This window comes from Ruegeria sp. CG4 (assembly GCF_056537185.1).
In genome coordinates this window covers 37,502-54,152 of record NZ_JBQFRB010000015.1, presented here as the reverse complement: position 1 = coordinate 54,152, position 16,651 = coordinate 37,502, and the positions used below count along the sequence as shown (strand labels likewise).

The window sequence follows — 16,651 nt, the reverse complement described above, 5'->3', positions numbered from 1 at the left end:
TGAAGCCTCGGGAATATGAGAATGCGCGTGGTTCTGAAACGGCTGGCGGATGCTTTTGCATTGCTCGGCGGCGTCATCCTGCTTGCGATTGTCGCCGTCACCACTACGAATGCTTTTGCCTTCATACTCGACCGGTTTGCCGGGGCGTTTGGCGCGGATGTGTCGGGCCTGCCGGGCTATGAGGATTTTGTTCAGCTGGCAATCAGCTGCGCAGCCTTGATGTTCTTTCCCTACTGCCAGGCAAATCGAGGCCATGTGTCAGTGGATCTGCTGATGGACCATCTGCCGAAGGCCGTGCAGCGCGGCTTCGATCTTCTTTGGTTGGGGGTCACCATCATTGTCGCTGTGTTTTTAGGCTACTGGATGGTTTTCGGTATGCTCGAAGTACGCTCGGACGAGGTGGTGACCAGCGTTCTGGGGTGGCCGACCTGGCCATTCTATTTCCCCGGCCTGCTGTCGATGATCCTGTGGGCTTTGATCGCGGTGTCTCAGGCATTCGAGGGCGCCGCAGATGCTTGATCCCATTTCCATCGGCATTCTTGGCCTGATCGTTCTTTTCGTCCTGCTGCTGCTTCGGATGCCCGTCGGGATCGCGATGATCGTTGTGGGGATTGGCGGCACGTGGGTGTTGAGCCAATCTGTCAGTTACATCCGGTTCGTGCCCTACCTGAAGCAATTCAAAAGCCTGTTGTGGGAAAACGTGGCCAACTATGACCTTTCCGTCGTCCCGCTGTTTGTCCTGATGGGCTATGTTGCGGCCGAAGCGCGACTATCCACTGATCTCTTCAAAGGCCTCGAAGCGCTCATGTCGCGTTTGCGCGGTGGCGTTGCGATGGCTGCGGTCGCGGCTTGCGGTGGTTTCGGTGCAGTTTGCGGGTCTTCTCTGGCGACCGCAGCCACGATGGGGCGCGTTTCGTTGCCCGAACTGAAACGGCTGGGATATGCGCCCAGTCTTGCCTCAGGATCACTGGCCGCCGGAGGGACCTTGGGAATTCTGATCCCGCCATCGGTAGCCCTGGTGATCTATGCGATCATCGTGGAAGGCTCGATCCTGCGGATGTTTCAGGCCGCTATCGTGCCAGGGATATTGGCCGTTCTGGGTTTTATCGCCGTGATTGCCATTCAGGTGAGGATGAAACCATCGCTGGCGCCAGAGCCGACGCAGATGGATCCGGTTGAACGAAAACTGGCTATACGTCGCCTCTGGCCCGTTATTCTGATTTTCGGTGCCATCATACTGGGTCTGGGCTTTGGTCTGTTCACGCCAACACCCGCCGCCAGCATTGGGGTTTTTGTGATAACGGCCTACGGTTTTGCGCTGCGGGTTTTTACGGGCGAAGGATTGGCGTTTTCCGGGTTGTTGAAGGCCATTCGCGCCACGGCAATCACCAGTGGAATGATCTACCTGATCCTTTTTGGCGCCGAAGTTCTGAAGGGCTTTTTTGCCCGCACTCAGCTGCCGCAGGCCTTGTCCGACTGGGCCGCAACCAGTGGTATGGATCCGATGCTGATCCTTGTGATCATGCTGTGCCTCTTTGTCATTCTTGGCTGCTTCATGGAAAGCTTGGCAATGATCCTTGTGGTGGTCCCGTTTTTCTGGCCGACCCTGATTGCGTTGAATGGGGGCGAGTACGCCACGGCCGAGACGGCGGCGTTCGGAATGGACGCCGATAACCTCAAGATCTGGTTTGGAATACTGGCGCTGATCGTTGTGGAACTGGGGTTGATAACGCCCCCCGTCGGGTTGAACGTGTTCATCATTTCGTCGCTTGCAAGGGATACGTCCATGGGCACGGTGTTCCGGGGCGTCTTTCCCTTTCTTGGTGCCGAGGTCGTACGGGTTGCATTGATCCTGTCGATACCGGCCCTGACGCTAGCGGTGCCGGCACTCATCGGGGGCTAAGCGAGTTTTGATACCTGTTTTGGACGCTTGCGCAGTATCTCCGACCTAGATGCGCTGTGATTTTGAGGAAAACGGCACGGCACCAACTTCCTTTTCGCCGTTTACAAATTAAAATATTCATTTTAGTGATTGTGTATGAGTGAGAATGCATGGTCCCGACGCACTTTCTTGTTTAACGCCGCATGCCTGACGGCATTGGGTGCTCAATCCAGGATTGCACTCGCCGAGGTGCAGCTTGGTACTTCGGCACGGATATCAACGGTGTCAGACGGGCACCTGTCGTTGCCGTCGGAGATGGTGTTCGGATCCATGCCGAATGAAGAGCTGAAGCAGCTTCTGAACCGCAATAAGGTGAACACGACCAAGTACGAGCCGGAGTGCAACGTTGCACTTTACCGCGACAATGAAAACACGGTGTTGTTCGATGTTGGGGCGGGGTCTGATTTCATGCCGACGTCCGGCAAGCTTCTGGAAACTCTTGAAACAATCGGCCTGGCGCCTGAAGACATCACTCAGGTGATCTTTACCCATGCGCACCCGGATCACCTTTGGGGCGTTTTGGACGACTTCGACGATCTGCTTTTTCCCAACGCCACGCACCACTTTGGCCGCAAGGAATGGGACTATTGGTGGAACCCTTCAACGGTAGGGTCGATAGGGGAAGATCGCGCCGCGTTTGCCGTGGGCGCAAAGCGACGCATGGAGGCGATTGAGGATCAGGTCGCGTTCTTTGACGACGGTCAGGAGATCCTTCCCGGTATCGCCGCTCGGGCAAGTTATGGGCACACGCCCGGCCATATGGCATTTGAAATTCGCAATGGAACCGAGGCCGTCATGATCGTCGGCGATGCGCTCGGGAATCCGCATGTCGCGTTCGAACGTCCGGACTGGCACAGTGGTACTGATCAGGACCCTGAAGCTGCAGCAACTGCGCGCACATCACTGCTGGATCAGATTTCTCAGGAGCAAATGAAAATCATTGGCTTCCACCTGCCGAACGGTGGGATTGGCCGAGTCGAAAAGACCGGCTCCGCATATCGATTCATTGGAGAGCCTTCATGATGCGATCGTTCGTGATTGCCGTTGCCTTGGCCACACCAGCCTGGGCCAGCGAAGATATTGCGGATCAATACCCGCAAAGCGTGCTGTATTCCAAACCGGTCGAATACATTCCCGGCGTCTATTCTGCCATTGGCGCAACTGCTCCGCCCACCTATGAAAACTCCGGTCACAACAACAACCTCAGCTTCATCGTAACCGGTGAGGGCGTGGTCGTTGTAAACGGTGGTGCGGCCTATGTGCTTGCCGAAGCGCTTCACAAGGAAATCCAGGCGATCACGGATCAGCCGGTCAAACTGGTCTTTAACGAGAACGGTCAGGGGCACGCGATGCTTGGCAATGCCTACTGGTCAGAACTTGGCGTTCCAATCATCGCACACTCGGATGCAGCGGCAGAGTTTGAGGAATACGGCGCCCAGATCCTGCAAGGGATGCAAAACTACAATAAAGACAAATCCGAAGGGACGTTTCTGGCTGGCCCGACCGAAACATTCGACGACGAATATGTGGTCGAGCTGGGCGACTATCGCATTGAGGCGAAATACCTTGGGCCCGCACACAGTCCCGGCGATATCTCGATCTGGTTGCCCAACCAAAGCCTTATCATCGCAGGTGACATGGCCTTCCACGAGCGTATGCTGCCGATCTTTCAGGAGACCTATACGGCCGATTGGCTTGAGACCTGGGACAATGAGTTCGAAGCCTTGAATGCCACATATGTCATTCCCGGGCACGGCCACCCGACAAACATGGATCAGGTACGCCGCTATACGCGCGACTACCTGATTTACCTGCGCGGCAAGGTTCAGGAGCACATGGATGCCGGTGGCGATCTGGCCGAGGCCTACTACGTCGATCAGTCGCCTTATGCCCAACTGGATACGTTTGAAGAACTGGCAACAAAAAACGCCGGACGTGTTTTTGAGCAGATGGAATTCGAATAGTTCAGGACTGCTGTGGAACGGGCAACCGCATCAGCAATCTGTGCGTGCTGATCGCCCCAACCCACATGAAGAAGACGGCGAGCCATGCGGTCAACGACAAGGCTGATCCACCCGACAAACCGGCCCCAACGGCACAGCCGCCTGCCAGCATCGCTCCGAAACCCATAAGAACGGCCCCGACCAGGTAGCGTTCCATCGGTGTATCCGGGCCAAACCGTTCAATCTTCCACTCTCCGGCAAGTATGGCAGATCCCGCTGCACCGATGGCCACACCCGGAACAAGGCCGATACCAAAGGACAGCACGACATTACGCTCTGCAACCAATGCCATCAGTGTATCTGTGGAGGGGCCCGTGAAGGTGACCGAGGACACGGGCACAACTTCAAAAGACGCTTGCGCGATTGCAAATGTCATCAACCAGCCAAATGCAACCGCCACCCCAACTCCTGCTGCGGATACGATCTTGGTGATCGTGACATTCCGGCGGATTGCAAATGCAATTGCCAAGGCCAACCCGAAGGCCGCAAGGCTTGCGTAAATCACCGGAGAAAACCCAATTATCTTGGACAGATCACGCGGCGCGCCTCCATCGATGGTCCAGATGCCGGAAAGCGCCTCGCGCGCCGGGCTGAGAACACCGGTGTAGGCCGCCTGAGCCACCAAAGTCAGAATCAACCCCGCTACAAGGGCTCGCAGGTTCCCGCTGGACGCCAGAACCAACAGGCGTGAGGCGCACCCGCGCGACAGAACCATTCCAACCCCGAACATTGCACCGCCAATTACCGCACCGCTGAGACTTCCCGTCGATGCAATCGCACGCGCCCCGGACAGGTCCAGCCATCCGAACGAGACAAACCCCTGCACCAGAGTCAGCGCTGCGGAGAAGGCAATCAGCCAAACCGCAAGTCGTGGCCCGAACTCACCTTCAGCGACCTCGACGGTCGAGGCGCGCAAACAGAAGTGGGATTTCTGGGCGGTCACACCGAATAGGAGGCCGACAAGCGCTCCGGCAAATGCCAGCGCGCCCGGGTCTCCCAGCAGATCGATGAGCCTCTCCATGGACAGAAACTCTCACCTCGTTGATTGTTCGTCTTTGTCTTTCGTCAAGTTACTATTGTGCGGCCATCGGCCGGCGAGCCAGTTGGCATTGCGTCCAAAGCTCGCCCAAAGCGGCTACCAACCTGTCGATGTCTTCCGGTGAATGCACGGGCGACGGAGTGATCCGTAAACGTTCAGTTCCCTTCGGGACGGTTGGGTAGTTGATGGGCTGGATATAGATCCCGAAATCACGCATCAGAACGTCTGATATGAAGCGGCATTTGACCGGGTCGCCAACCATGACCGGGATGATGTGGCTTGGGTTGGGTGTGTGTGGAATGCCCAGATCGTCCAGCCTGTTTCTGACTTCCTGCACGCGTTGCCGATGCAAATGCCGCTCCGCCTTGCTCTGCTTCAGATGACGAACAGAGGCCGCCGCACCAGCTGCCACGGCAGGGGGCAGCGCGGTGGTGAATATGAACCCGCTGGCAAAAGACCGAACAAAGTCGACAAGGTCATGGGAGGCCGCGATGTATCCGCCGACTACGCCGAACGCTTTGCCCAATGTTCCTTCGATGACGGTCAGACGGTTCATCAGACCTTCGCGTTCGGCAATGCCACCTCCGCGTGGGCCGTAAAGTCCGACGGCGTGAACCTCATCCAGATAGGTCATCGCGCCATAGCGATCCGCCAGATCGCAAATCTCGGCAATCGGTGCAATATCGCCGTCCATCGAATAAACACTCTCGAACGCGATGAGCTTCGGGGTATTGGCCGGCAGGTCCGCAAGGTGCCTTTCAAGGTCCGCGAGGTCGTTGTGCTTCCAGATCCGCTTGTTGCAGCGACTATGGCGTATGCCCTCGATCATCGAAGCGTGGTTCAACTCGTCGGACAGAACAGTGATACCGGGGATCTTGGATGCCAAAGTGCCCAAAGCAGCCCAGTTCGACACGTAGCCGGACGTGAACAACAACGCCGAGTCCTTGCCGTGCAGGTCTGCAAGTTCTTGTTCCAGCAACACATGCTCGTGCGTGGTTCCCGAGATATTCCGTGTTCCGCCAGCCCCGGCACCACAGCTGTCAATGGCCTGATGCATGGCGGCGAGGACTTTGGGATGCTGACCCATCCCGAGATAATCGTTCGAACACCAGACGGTTACATTCTCAGGACTGTTCTTCGTGTGGCTTCGGGCAGTTGGGAACTTGCCGCACTGACGTTCCAGATCAGCGAAGACCCGGTAGTTCCCTTCTTCCTTCAGCTTATCAAGCTGGTCGCGAATGCACTGCTGGTAGTCCATTTCAGTTTCCAACGGCCTCTTCGACGATCTCGGACAACAGGGCCTGAACCTTTTGCATCGGACCGTCAGGATAGCTTCGGTATCCCACCATCACGCCGCTATTGTTCTCGGCCACAAAAATTCCGTAGGGGCAGTAGCCGATATTCATTGGGTCGGCTTCCATCACCTCACGCGAGATCTTTGCTGAACAGAAGATGAAGATATCTGCGGCCGAAAAAATCTGTTTGTCGCTGCCGACGTCAGAGCCTGTTCGGTTCAGCATTTCACCGACATGGCTGACATAGTCGATGACCAGTCCCTGTCCCACGATCGCGGACTCCACGGCGAAGGTGGCATCGTCAAAACTTCCGTCGAAGGGAGTGGTTATGATCGCTTCCGCAAGCGCCTGGCTTGCCAAGACAGCGGAAAGCGCGGCCGTAGCGATAAAGTGTTTCATGATCGTGATCCTCCTCGTGAACCGCATTCTCTCAGGTTGCGCTGCGGGGGCTTTGACACCGGTCAACCCCCCCCCAGTCCTTTAGCCAAACATGTCCGAGGTGATACCCGCGTACCAACCAAGCGACTCTTCGTAGGTTGCTTTCCGAAGGTCTGTGTTTTCGCCTGTCTGACTGATGAAACCATCCACCTTGGCGATCTTCTCGGGCGTCGCTTCGTACGTGGCACCGACTTTGACCCCGTCATCTGCATCGATGAGCGACCAGCACGTATTCGAAAACTTGGCCGGAAACACTTTCGACCCGGTCAGCGCGCCTCGTACGGCATTTGCACAAACCTTCGCCTGACTGTTGGCCGAGAAACCGGATTTCGGCATGTCGCCCTGCTGGCTGGCATCACCAAGAACATAAATGTCCGGATCGGCTTTCGAGGACATGTCCGCCGCATTGACAGGCGCCCAGTTTCCGTCGGTCACACCCGCCATTTCCGCGATGCGCCCCGCTTTCATCGCTGGGATCACATTGCAGACATCGACCTTGGTCACTTCACCGTCGATGGTCACAGTCATCGCGTCCGGATTCACCGACACGTTGCCGCCGCCGAAGTCTTCACCGATCCAGTCTACCGTCCCTTCGTAGTGGTTTGCCCAGCCTTCCTGAAACAGTGACATCTTGGAAAACTTCGGTTTCGGATCAGCTACGATAATTTTTGCTGTCGGATTGTTCGCCTTCAAAACATGCGCGACCATTGAAACGCGCTCGTACGGCCCGGGAGGGCAACGGTAGGGATTCGGCGGGGCGACCATTGCAAAGATCCCGCCTTCGGGCATTGCCATTACCTGCGCTTTCAGGAGTTCGGTCTGGGAACCGGCCTTATATGCGTGCGGCATCTTGTTTTGTGCGGAGATATCCCAACCCTCGACCGCGCCATCGACGAAATCGATGCCCGGGCTCAGGATCAGCTTGTCATACGGGACGGATCCACCCCCCGCCAGGGACACGGTCTTTGCGTCGCGATCCACGCCAACCGCCCAATCATGAACCACGTTGATGCCATAGTCCGCGGCCAGCGTGCCGTAGCTGTGTGCAATATCCGAAAGCTCCTGAAACCCTCCCAAATAAAGGTTCGAGAAGAAACAGGTGTAGTACGTTCTGGACGGCTCGATCAGAGTAACGTCGACTTCGCCTTTGCTATCCTTGGCAATGTAGCGTGCAGCGGTTGCCCCGCCGGCGCCGCCGCCAACAACCACGACCCGTGGCTTGCCTTGCGCCAGTACCATCGGAGCGGACAGCCCGGCGGCAATTGCCCCGGCGGTTCCAAGAAATGCTCGTCTATTGATTGTCATCGCGTTTCCTCCCCTTAGTCACTTTCACTCTGGATTGTTGAAATAGGCGGCCAAGGCCGCGATCTCGTCGTTGCTTAGCCGTCCGGCGATCATTTGCATGACCGGATGGGGCCGCTGCTTTTGCTTGTATGCGTGCATGGCGACCACGAAGTCCTCATCAGGCCAATACACGATCGAGGGAATGCCATCGTCGGCCCCTTCGATCTGATGGCACGTCGTACATTCGCTGCTGAGATATGCGCCGTATTCAGGATCACCCTGGATCGCCAGAATTGCCGGGTCGACCGAGCGATCGGTACTTTTAGCCGTTGGATCCGCTTCGGGAATATCCCGGGGGTTGTCCGAAAACGCCCGAAGATATGCGATGACGTTGGCCCGGTCTTCCGCGGTCTTCAAACCGCGAAAACTCATCCGTGTTCCTGACGCAAAGGCACGTGGGTTTTCGATGTAAGCCGACAGGGTGTCCGCGTGCCATTCCAGGCCCGAATTTCCTGCACGTTTCAAGCTTTTCGAATAGTTGAAGCCATCCAGCCCGGCGGCCTTGCGACCGAAGATTCCGTTCAGATGTGGACCGATCTTGTTTTCAGCCCCGTCACCGACCTCGTGGCAGCCTTTACATTGCGCGAACACAGCTTTCCCGGCGTCCGCATCGCCCAGGTCCTCGGTTGCGTTTGCCATAGGTGCAAGACCACCCAAGACCGCAGCACAACTCAGTACCTTCGGCCACCCCATGGTCAGTCTCCGAACGACTTGAGATAGACAATGAGCGCCTGTATATCGTCCTCTTTCTTAAGGCCCGCGAAGGACATTCGCGTCCCCTTCATGTAGGCTTTGGGCTTTGCCAGAAACGCCGCCATTTCTTCGTCAGTCCAGACGAGGCCGTCTTCGGCGGCCGCCTTCATTGCCTTGGAGTATTTGAACCCTTCGACGGCACCGGCATTTGCTCCGATAATCCCATTCAAGGCTGGGCCCGTCCGGTGCTTGGCACTTTCACCGACCTGATGACAGGATTGGCACTTCTTGAAAACTTTCTTTCCGCTTTCGATCATCTCGGGATCAAGTGCGGCGGTTTGTTCTATTGCTGTAGCTTCCGCCGGTTTATCTTCGACTTCCACCGATGCTTCCTGAACCGAAGGATGCGCTTCGGTCGCTTTTGCTGCGGTTTCTTCAGGCGTAACATCCAAAACGGCCGCGCGCATGGTGATCTCCACGCTTTCCTTGCAGTCCGTCATGCAAGGTTCGCTGGTCCAGAAATGAGACTCAGCGGTTTCACGATCATCCACGATGAAACCGCCTGCATTCGGCATTTCGACTTCGAGGAAGTTCTCGTGCGACAGAGTAAACTCGTCATCGACGATGTCATTGGAATAAAGGATATAGGCCACCATCGCATAGACATCATCCGTTTCCAGCGACTGTGCGTTTCCGAAGGGCATGGACCGGTTTACATAGTCCCAGACCGTCGAAAGATAGGGCCAATAGGACCCGACTGTTTTCAGGGGGTCCTTGTCGGACAGTGTACCTTCGCCGCCCGCCAGTTTGGGCCAGTTGTCCACGCCTTCCGCGAAATCGCCGTGGCAGATCGCGCATTGCTCGGCAAAGACCTCTTCTCCGGTGAACACGTCACCAGAACCCTCCGGCAACCCGGTTCCGTCCGGAGCGACGTCCAGATCCCACGCCGCAATCTCTTCTGACAGTGCTGGCCGTCCAAGTCCGAATTTTTCGGCATGAGCCGGTACGGCCAAACATAAAGCAAGGGCAGAGGCGGCCAACAGCTCAGGATACTTCGACATTTTCCGCCTCTCCGGTCTCTTTGATCCACCAGGTCTGGATGCAATTGTTGTGGTAAATTGAATTCTCGCCGCGCACTTCACGCAGTTGGGCCTTGCTTGGCTGGACATAGCCTGTGGAATCCTTCGCGCGGGCCTGCAGAAGCATTTCGGACCCGTCCCAGTTGTAGTCCAGATAAAAGCGGGTCAGCGCCTTGTCCGTACCGGGCGCTGCCAGTCGGGCCGGAATCCAGTTCTTGCCCCCGTCCACGGAAACGTCGACACCCGTGATCGAGCCTCTTCCAGACCAGGCCAACCCTGTGATCACCAAGGGTCCCGGTCCGTGCTTTATCGGAGCCTGTGGACTGGGCGACGTTACAACGGACTTGGCGTCCATGACCCAAGTCCATTTACGGGATGTGCCGTCTTCCAGCGTGTCGGTGTATTTCGAAGTCTCCTCGCGGCTCTCAATCGCCATTTCCGTGACCTCGACACGGCGCAGCCATTTGACCCACATGTTGCCTTCCCAACCGGGGACGACCAGGCGAACCGGATAGCCATGTTCCTTGCGCAACGCCTCGCCATTGGCCTTGAAGGCCACGAGCACGTCGTCCATGGCCTTTTCCAGCGGGATCGAGCGCCCGTTCGAGGATGCATCCGCCCCTTCAACGTAAACCCACTTGCCTTCGGGCTTCACGCCGGCCTCTTCCAGCAGGGTGCGAAGCGATACGCCGGAATATTCCATATTGTGGATCATTCCATGGGTGAACTGCGCACCATTCAGTTGCGCACCGGCCCACTCCATACCTGTATTTGCAGCGCACTCGCAGAAATAAACGCGGTTCTCTCGCGGGAAGCGTTCAAGGTCTTCGTAGGTGAACACAAGGGGTGTATCGACCAACCCGTTGATCATCAGGCGGTAGTCCGCCTTGCTCAGTTCGATGGCGCCTGAATGATGCCTTTCGAACGCGCAACCCTGCGGCGTGATTGTACCGTCCAACGCGTGGATCGGTGTGAAGTTTATCGAACTGATCGTGTCGGCGGTCAGCCACTCGACATTGCGGCGCACGACGTCGTCTTCAAACTGGATCGGCAACCCGTAGGGGGTCGCATCCACGCCCTCACCAGTGGCCTGTGCCCATTCCTGAACCTGGGTAATCAGCGGATCGGGGCCAGCAGCGCGCGCTGCTCCGGCGCCGACTGCTCCTACTCCAACGGCGGCCGCGCCACTTAGAAATTGGCGGCGGGAGGGTGCCTTTTCTCTGGAGTTTTCACTCATCGTGTTTGCCTCCGTTACTCGATCAGCAAATTTTGTTTATGTGTTGCAAGTTCCGGCCGCGGCCTCAGGCGCCGATGACATCGACCGATGTATTCGGCTCGACGGTCACGGTGCCCTGGCCGCGAATGTGGTTTTCGACGACATCCCAAATGGGTGGGCCTTCGGTGCCCTCGTTGACGCTGGCCCAACCCGCCACGACGTAGGTTTTCGACGGATCAATCGCCTCGCCAGTCTTGAGCAGGGTCATTTCACTGATCCGCTGGCCTTGCGGTTTGGTTACGTCGATGCGGTAGCCAAGCCCGCCGACACGCACCATGTCGCCGCCCTGCTGGTAGTAGGGATCTGGGTTGAACAGGTTGTCACCGACATCTTCGAGGATGACGTGGATGAATTCGCCCGTCATTTCCGTGCGATACGCGTTCGGATAGGACATCGAGGTGACGTTCCAGATGTCTTCGCGGGTAATGTCCTGCCCCGGCAGGATCGACGGCCCCCAACGGACGCCGGGCGACATCGCGATGTCCGCCTCGCGCTGGTTGATCAGGGCATCGCAGATCAGATCATCCCAGGTGCCGTTAAAGTTGCCCCGGCGGTAAAGCAGCGAGTCGGTCTTACCGATGACCTCGCTCAATGCCGTTTCGAAAGGTGCCCGTTGATCGTTGATCAAGGCGGAAATGGCAGGATCTGGGGCGATAACGTCCGAGAAGATCGGGATCAGCTTGTGCTTCAACCCCATCATCTGGCCATCCCGCACATCCAGGTCCACGCGGCTGACGAATTTACCATTCGAACCCGACGCGATGATGTGGGTCTTGCCAACCAGAACTGGCTCGGGCAGCGCATCATGGGTGTGACCGCTGAGGATCACGTCGATCCCCTGCACTCGGGCGGCCATCTTTTTGTCAACGTCGAACCCATTGTGGCTGAGGACAACGACAACATCGGCACCGGCATCGCGCACTTCGTCGACCATGGCCTGCATGTTTTCGTCCCGAATGCCGAAAGAGTATTCCGGGAACATCCAGCCCGGGTTGGCGATTGGCATGTAGGGGAATGCCTGCCCGATCACGGCGACCTTTGCGCCGCCCCGGTCAAAGAACTTGTAGGGTTGGAACAGCTCGGCGGGCTCGTCCCACTCGGCGTCAAAGATGTTCTGGCCCAGGGCGGCAAAGGGCAAACCTTCGACGATTTCGTTGACTCTGTCGCTGCCCAGGGTGAATTCCCAATGGAATGTCATCGCGTTAGGTTTCAGCGCGTTCATGACATTGACCATGTCCTGCCCAGCCGTCTGGTAGCAGGTGTAAGAACCGTGCCATGTATCGCCGCCGTCCAGAAGCAGGGCATCAGGGCGGTCAGCGCGGATAGCGTTTATGACTGTCGAGACCCGGTCCAGACCACCGACCCGGCCATAGGTCTTCGCCAGCGCCGCGAAATCATTGTAGGTCAGTGCATAGGCAGACGGGCTTCCATCCTCGATCCCGTAGGCTTTGCGAAACGCGGCACCCGTCACATGCGGCATGTGCCCACGCGCGTCGCCGATACCCAGATTGACTTCGGGTTCGCGGAAATAGATCGGCTTGAGTTGCGCGTGTATGTCGGTGACATGGATCAGGCTGATATTGCCAAAAGTCTCAAACTCCAGCAGCTGATCCTGCGTCAGGCTTTGCTGCGCGGCAAGTCTGGCCCAGTTTCCAAACCCGGACGCCCCATAGAGCGCGGAAGCGGCCATCGAAACCTGCAGGAAGTCACGTCGCGAAATCATCTATCGGCTTTCCTATTTCACATATAAATGTGTGAATGTTTAATCAGTCGAAAACCCGCGCAAGACATCTCTTGCGCGGGTTCAGTGTTATTGACGCACGGCCGGAGTTTCGACCGACAGCCCGTTGCCGCGCGAAGCAACGTAAAGCTCCAGCGCGCGGAACTCATCCGATCCTTCGGCAAAGGTTTCCGCCCGTGTGTCGCGAATACAGCCGCGGAAACGATTGTGGCGCGAAATCAGCTTGGCCTGTTTCAGGCGGTAGGTCGGAAATCCGTTGATCATACCCTGGCTCAGGTGATCCGCCCGGATCATGTTGCCCCAGTTGTCCTCATGACAATTGGCGCAGCTCAGTTCCAACTGGCCATAGCGGGTATAGTACATTTCCTTACCCTGCTCCCAATAGGGGGCGGCATCGCCATCAATAGCGACGTTCATCGGCATCCCGCGTGACTGCAGACCAATCAGCGCGACCATTCCCTGCATGTCGCCGCCGGACCATTTCCAGGCATCGGCTTCCATGCGATCCGTACGACACTTGTTGATCAGATCTTCCATAACCATCAGCTTGCCGCTTTCGGCATCGACCTTGGGCATGGACGCCTGCAACCCTTTGAAGCTCTCAACGCCATCATGGCACGAGGCACAGCTTTCACCAGCGGCACCGTCAGCCGCCTGGAACAGGTCCGCCGCCTGGTCGACAAAGATCATCGCCGGATTGTCAAAATCGTCGATTTGAAGCGCCTGGGTTTCATCGGTTCGGAAATGCCACCCAGAATAGATCTTGTCGAAGTTTTCGACATGCGCCGGTGCTGCGGTTACCGAGATCATATCCAGCTCGTCGTTGATCACGAGATTGTCGCCGTCTGGTTCGGCCACTGCCGCCACTGGGAAAGCCAGAATTGCAACAATCGCCGTAAGTGCCTTATTTTTCATTACGTTCCTCCCTTGGTGGACCAGCGCCAGAACTCATATCCGGCGCTGACCTGCCTTAGCGGCCGAGCCGTCAGGCGATCTCGATCGATTTCTTTTCGTCGTAGACAGAACCGTCATCGTCGTACCATGTGAAGACAAACTCACCGGCCTCGGGCACGGTTGCTTCGAACTGGAAGTACGGGTTTGTCGAAATCGCCGGCTCCATCGTCACATCAACGACCAGCTCACCGTTAAACTCGCAGGTGAAACGGTTTATGATCGAACGCGGGATGACATTTCCTTCTTTGTCTTTGCGCTGACCGCTTTCCATTTTGTGGCTGATCAGCGTTTTGATCGTGATCGTTTCGCCAGCAGCGGCTGTCTTGGGAACCTTGACGCGGGGTTTTACACCGGATGCCATTGGTTGAACTCCTGTTCTTCAGGGCGCGTGGCGATCAGCCGCCGCAGCCGCCAATTGTCACTTTTACGGTCGCGGATGCCTTGGCAAAGCTACCATCCGCCATCTTGGCCACAGCAATGACGTCCTGCGTTCCGGCCAGGCGGATGCGCGTGGAAGCGGCCTGTTCGGCCGCCAGCGGGCCGAAATTAAACGTGGCAACGCCCGGCTCGGGGTTGCCTGCCGCCACGATCAGAATTGCGGAAGCACCCGGCGCACTGACTTCAATCGGTACAGTATTGCCGTTCTCGGCAATTTCCGGCGCCGTAAGGGTGACACCACCGTCCGCCATGTCCGCCCCGCCGGTAAACGCCGCGATGGCATCTTCGGCGGCCGCATTGGCGCGGAGCGGCATCAGTGTCAGGAACGCGGCGCTCAGGCCAAGGGCCAGAGTCTCGCGACGAGAAAGTTCCATTTTCAATCTCCTTCGGATTCTCGCAATTTCACGCCTTAACGCGTGATCATTCCTCTTTCAGGGTCGCCAGAAATGCGACCACATCCTCGATCTCCTGCGCGGTGAGGATCGTCGTCAAAGGCGCTGACGGAGCTTTGCCGGTATAGGCGTCGCCGGGGCGGATATAACCGTCATCCTTGTAGAAGGCGGGCATGACCGTTCCTTCAAACGTCATCTTGGCATTTGCGACCAAGCCGCGAAGTTCTGCTTCGCTCCAGCGATCGCCGGCTCCGTCCAGCATCGGTCCAACTTCGCCATGAAACGGAATTTCCGCCAAGGCTGTAACCGCATGGCAGGCCACGCAGTTGCCCTTTGACTTGTCTCCGACGATGATCGCGCCGTTTTCGACATCACCTGCAACTCCGGTCAGAGAGACCTCGATTGCACCATAATCATCATAGGCTACGTCTTTCGGGCCTGTACCTGCCGCATAAGCGGCGACACCTGTCATTGCGCAGACCAAAGTTAAGAGTCTCAGCTTCATGATCCCTCCCATTTGCTACCGCGCCGATGGCGCTTTGCGGCCCAAAGCTTTGGTGTACCGTAGTCGACGGGCAGGGTTCGTCGCAACATTAAATTCATCAAAATGAATTTTTTTATTTGTAACGCTATCGCTCAGTCCTGCGAAATATTGTTTCGCTCCTGAATGCGCCGCGCATGATACCGTTGAAAATCCTCACCATTATCAAGTTCGTATCGTTTCTCATTGACCCACGTGAAAAGATCGAAGGTTGTTCCTTTGGAGAACGCGCCTGGCATGACGGCAACCGCCGCATTGATGGCCGTGGCGTCCTGTGGAACTTCTTCCGGCAGAAAAACAAGCGTCGGGGTGAACAGAATCCCCCACTTGCGCATCAGCGCTCTTTGCTCATTTTCTTCCCCGTCAAAGTCGGTGGCGGTGGTGCTTCCATGCAGATCCAATTGGACCACAAAGAAGTTGTCTTCGATATACGTCGCCAGATCAGGCTGGGGGAAAACCTCATCATGCATCTTTTTGCAATAGATGCAGCCTTGTTGTTCAATGAATAAAACCAAGCGTTTACCTTCGCTTGAAGCCTCTTCAAGGTCCTCGCGGAGGTCCTTGAACGTATCGCGCATCCACGGCGTTTTGTGCAAGCCGTCGTCGCCCAGTTCCGCCGCGGAAACTGCCCCGCCCAACAGGCATGCTGCCAGGAATAGTAATACTCGGTTCATGTCTTTCTCCTGTCTTAGCCAATCGCCGCAAGCCAGGGCATATGGTCCAGCATCCACTGGGCGATGAGGTTGATAGAGTTGGTTGCAATCAGCACGCCGAAGAGAATCAGCATCCCGCCCATTGCCTTTTCGATCAAAGGCAAATGCTTCCTGAACCGCGCCATCCATTGCATGAACGGACGAACCAAAAAGGCCGCCAGAACAAACGGCGCGGTCATTCCTGCACCGTAGACGAACAAAAGCATTGCACCACGCCAGGCCGTCTCGGTACCTGCCGCCGTAAACAGGATTGCCGCAAGCACCGGTCCGACGCAGGGTGTCCAGCCAAAAGCAAAGGCCAGTCCAAGAACGTAGGCTCCGATCAGGCTTATATTCGACGTCTCGCCTATGTCCGCGCGAAACTGGCGATACAGAAACCCGATGCGGACAAGCCCAAGGAAATGCAGTCCCATTGCAATGATGATGGCCGCCGCGATCCAGCGTAGAATGTCGAAATACTCTCGGACCAACTGCCCAAAAATCGAAGCCGTCGCTCCGAGAGCCATGAATACGGTGATGATCCCGGCTGCAAATGCGATTGCAGATAACGTGGCCCTGCGACGGACGCCGGGCGAAATGTCGGAACCTGCTGAAATCTGCTCCATCCCGACACCCGCCAGATAGCTGAGGTAGAAGGGCACAATCGGCAGGATGCAGGGAGAGAGAAAGGATAAAAGCCCCGCGACCAAAGCTCCTGCAAATGTAATGTCGAGCATGGTCAAACCCGTCCCAAAGCGCTATTATTCACACATTCAAAATAGTA

The 16,651-nt window shown here is 56.9% G+C and carries 18 protein-coding genes; 4 read left to right on the top strand and 14 right to left on the bottom strand.

Features of this window, described 5'->3' with window-relative positions; all coding sequences use genetic code 11:
- The first annotated feature begins 15 nt into the window (after nucleotides 1-15).
- The 4 genes from ACR0J2_RS23355 (at nucleotide 16) to ACR0J2_RS23340 (ending at nucleotide 3,906) form a co-directional block, all read left to right on the top strand.
- Complete coding sequence (locus ACR0J2_RS23355) at nucleotides 16-519, top strand: TRAP transporter small permease (protein ID WP_480814037.1); 504 nt, start codon at nucleotides 16-18, stop codon at nucleotides 517-519.
- Entirely contained in the window at nucleotides 512-1,903 is a 1,392-nt protein-coding gene (locus tag ACR0J2_RS23350; protein ID WP_480442253.1) for a TRAP transporter large permease, read from the top strand. Before ACR0J2_RS23355 ends, ACR0J2_RS23350 begins: the two co-directional genes overlap by 8 nt.
- 135 nt (nucleotides 1,904-2,038) lie before the next feature.
- Nucleotides 2,039-2,965: an MBL fold metallo-hydrolase gene (locus tag ACR0J2_RS23345; protein WP_480814036.1), complete on the top strand. Its 927-nt coding sequence runs from the start codon at nucleotides 2,039-2,041 to the stop codon at nucleotides 2,963-2,965.
- Nucleotides 2,965-3,906, top strand: coding sequence for an MBL fold metallo-hydrolase (locus ACR0J2_RS23340; protein WP_480814058.1), 942 nt, complete (start codon nucleotides 2,965-2,967; stop codon nucleotides 3,904-3,906). The genes ACR0J2_RS23345 and ACR0J2_RS23340 overlap by 1 nt, the downstream gene beginning before the upstream one ends.
- Before the next feature lies 1 nt (nucleotide 3,907).
- On the opposite strand, the gene ACR0J2_RS23335 is transcribed toward ACR0J2_RS23340, so the two are convergent.
- From ACR0J2_RS23335 to ACR0J2_RS23270, 14 genes are all read right to left on the bottom strand, one after another.
- Entirely contained in the window at nucleotides 3,908-4,966 is a 1,059-nt protein-coding gene (locus ACR0J2_RS23335) for a YeeE/YedE family protein (RefSeq protein WP_480814035.1), read from the bottom strand.
- Nucleotides 4,967-5,018: 52 nt separating this feature from the next.
- Nucleotides 5,019-6,242, bottom strand: a complete 1,224-nt coding sequence (hemA, locus tag ACR0J2_RS23330; protein ID WP_480814034.1) for a 5-aminolevulinate synthase — start codon at nucleotides 6,240-6,242, stop codon at nucleotides 5,019-5,021.
- A gap of 1 nt (nucleotide 6,243) precedes the next feature.
- Nucleotides 6,244-6,678 carry a DUF302 domain-containing protein gene (locus ACR0J2_RS23325; protein WP_480814033.1) on the bottom strand — a complete coding sequence of 145 codons (435 nt, stop codon included), beginning with the start codon at nucleotides 6,676-6,678 and terminating at the stop codon, nucleotides 6,244-6,246.
- A gap of 81 nt (nucleotides 6,679-6,759) precedes the next feature.
- Nucleotides 6,760-8,022 (bottom strand): FCSD flavin-binding domain-containing protein, encoded by a 1,263-nt coding sequence (locus tag ACR0J2_RS23320; RefSeq protein ID WP_480814032.1) that lies wholly within the window; start codon nucleotides 8,020-8,022, stop codon nucleotides 6,760-6,762.
- A 24-nt stretch (nucleotides 8,023-8,046) separates the two neighbouring features.
- Nucleotides 8,047-8,700, bottom strand: a complete 654-nt coding sequence (locus ACR0J2_RS23315; RefSeq protein ID WP_480814057.1) for a c-type cytochrome — start codon at nucleotides 8,698-8,700, stop codon at nucleotides 8,047-8,049.
- A 56-nt stretch (nucleotides 8,701-8,756) separates the two neighbouring features.
- Nucleotides 8,757-9,815 carry a c-type cytochrome gene (locus ACR0J2_RS23310; protein ID WP_480814031.1) on the bottom strand — a complete coding sequence of 353 codons (1,059 nt, stop codon included), beginning with the start codon at nucleotides 9,813-9,815 and terminating at the stop codon, nucleotides 8,757-8,759.
- Nucleotides 9,799-11,070, bottom strand: a complete 1,272-nt coding sequence (soxC, locus tag ACR0J2_RS23305) for a sulfite dehydrogenase (protein ID WP_170682486.1) — start codon at nucleotides 11,068-11,070, stop codon at nucleotides 9,799-9,801. Before soxC ends, ACR0J2_RS23310 begins: the two co-directional genes overlap by 17 nt.
- A 64-nt stretch (nucleotides 11,071-11,134) precedes the next feature.
- Nucleotides 11,135-12,832, bottom strand: coding sequence for a thiosulfohydrolase SoxB (gene soxB, locus ACR0J2_RS23300; protein WP_480814030.1), 1,698 nt, complete (start codon nucleotides 12,830-12,832; stop codon nucleotides 11,135-11,137).
- A gap of 87 nt (nucleotides 12,833-12,919) precedes the next feature.
- Nucleotides 12,920-13,765 carry a sulfur oxidation c-type cytochrome SoxA gene (gene soxA / locus ACR0J2_RS23295; RefSeq protein ID WP_170807472.1) on the bottom strand — a complete coding sequence of 282 codons (846 nt, stop codon included), beginning with the start codon at nucleotides 13,763-13,765 and terminating at the stop codon, nucleotides 12,920-12,922.
- 70 nt (nucleotides 13,766-13,835) lie between these two features.
- Nucleotides 13,836-14,165, bottom strand: a complete 330-nt coding sequence (soxZ, locus tag ACR0J2_RS23290; protein WP_170617232.1) for a thiosulfate oxidation carrier complex protein SoxZ — start codon at nucleotides 14,163-14,165, stop codon at nucleotides 13,836-13,838.
- Between the two features lie 34 nt (nucleotides 14,166-14,199).
- Nucleotides 14,200-14,616: a thiosulfate oxidation carrier protein SoxY gene (gene soxY, locus ACR0J2_RS23285; RefSeq protein WP_170617230.1), complete on the bottom strand. Its 417-nt coding sequence runs from the start codon at nucleotides 14,614-14,616 to the stop codon at nucleotides 14,200-14,202.
- Nucleotides 14,617-14,662: 46 nt separating this feature from the next.
- On the bottom strand, nucleotides 14,663-15,139 hold the full coding sequence (soxX, locus tag ACR0J2_RS23280; RefSeq protein ID WP_170807471.1) for a sulfur oxidation c-type cytochrome SoxX: 477 nt from the start codon (nucleotides 15,137-15,139) through the stop codon (nucleotides 14,663-14,665).
- Between the two features lie 131 nt (nucleotides 15,140-15,270).
- Nucleotides 15,271-15,849, bottom strand: coding sequence for a thioredoxin family protein (locus tag ACR0J2_RS23275; protein WP_480814029.1), 579 nt, complete (start codon nucleotides 15,847-15,849; stop codon nucleotides 15,271-15,273).
- Between the two features lie 14 nt (nucleotides 15,850-15,863).
- A complete protein-coding gene (locus tag ACR0J2_RS23270; RefSeq protein ID WP_480814028.1) occupies nucleotides 15,864-16,604 on the bottom strand; it encodes a cytochrome c biogenesis CcdA family protein in 741 nt (246 codons plus the stop codon).
- Nucleotides 16,605-16,651: the final 47 nt, after the last annotated feature.

Excerpts from the sequence above, each read along its gene's own strand:
- soxY (WP_170617230.1), bottom strand. The coding sequence starts at position 14,616 with ATGGAACTTTCTCGTCGCGAGACTCTGGCCCTTGGCCTGAGCGCCGCG.
- soxC (WP_170682486.1), bottom strand. The coding sequence starts at position 11,070 with ATGAGTGAAAACTCCAGAGAAAAGGCACCCTCCCGCCGCCAATTTCTA.
- ACR0J2_RS23270 (WP_480814028.1), bottom strand. The coding sequence starts at position 16,604 with ATGCTCGACATTACATTTGCAGGAGCTTTGGTCGCGGGGCTTTTATCC.
- ACR0J2_RS23345 (WP_480814036.1), top strand. The coding sequence starts at position 2,039 with ATGAGTGAGAATGCATGGTCCCGACGCACTTTCTTGTTTAACGCCGCA.
- ACR0J2_RS23310 (WP_480814031.1), bottom strand. The coding sequence starts at position 9,815 with ATGTCGAAGTATCCTGAGCTGTTGGCCGCCTCTGCCCTTGCTTTATGT.
- ACR0J2_RS23350 (WP_480442253.1), top strand. The coding sequence starts at position 512 with ATGCTTGATCCCATTTCCATCGGCATTCTTGGCCTGATCGTTCTTTTC.
- ACR0J2_RS23355 (WP_480814037.1), top strand. The coding sequence starts at position 16 with ATGAGAATGCGCGTGGTTCTGAAACGGCTGGCGGATGCTTTTGCATTG.
- ACR0J2_RS23340 (WP_480814058.1), top strand. The coding sequence starts at position 2,965 with ATGCGATCGTTCGTGATTGCCGTTGCCTTGGCCACACCAGCCTGGGCC.
- ACR0J2_RS23315 (WP_480814057.1), bottom strand. The coding sequence starts at position 8,700 with ATGGCAAACGCAACCGAGGACCTGGGCGATGCGGACGCCGGGAAAGCT.
- soxA (WP_170807472.1), bottom strand. The coding sequence starts at position 13,765 with ATGAAAAATAAGGCACTTACGGCGATTGTTGCAATTCTGGCTTTCCCA.
- soxX (WP_170807471.1), bottom strand. The coding sequence starts at position 15,139 with ATGAAGCTGAGACTCTTAACTTTGGTCTGCGCAATGACAGGTGTCGCC.
- soxZ (WP_170617232.1), bottom strand. The coding sequence starts at position 14,165 with ATGGCATCCGGTGTAAAACCCCGCGTCAAGGTTCCCAAGACAGCCGCT.
- ACR0J2_RS23335 (WP_480814035.1), bottom strand. The coding sequence starts at position 4,966 with ATGGAGAGGCTCATCGATCTGCTGGGAGACCCGGGCGCGCTGGCATTT.
- hemA (WP_480814034.1), bottom strand. The coding sequence starts at position 6,242 with ATGGACTACCAGCAGTGCATTCGCGACCAGCTTGATAAGCTGAAGGAA.
- soxB (WP_480814030.1), bottom strand. The coding sequence starts at position 12,832 with ATGATTTCGCGACGTGACTTCCTGCAGGTTTCGATGGCCGCTTCCGCG.
- ACR0J2_RS23275 (WP_480814029.1), bottom strand. The coding sequence starts at position 15,849 with ATGAACCGAGTATTACTATTCCTGGCAGCATGCCTGTTGGGCGGGGCA.
- ACR0J2_RS23325 (WP_480814033.1), bottom strand. The coding sequence starts at position 6,678 with ATGAAACACTTTATCGCTACGGCCGCGCTTTCCGCTGTCTTGGCAAGC.
- ACR0J2_RS23320 (WP_480814032.1), bottom strand. The coding sequence starts at position 8,022 with ATGACAATCAATAGACGAGCATTTCTTGGAACCGCCGGGGCAATTGCC.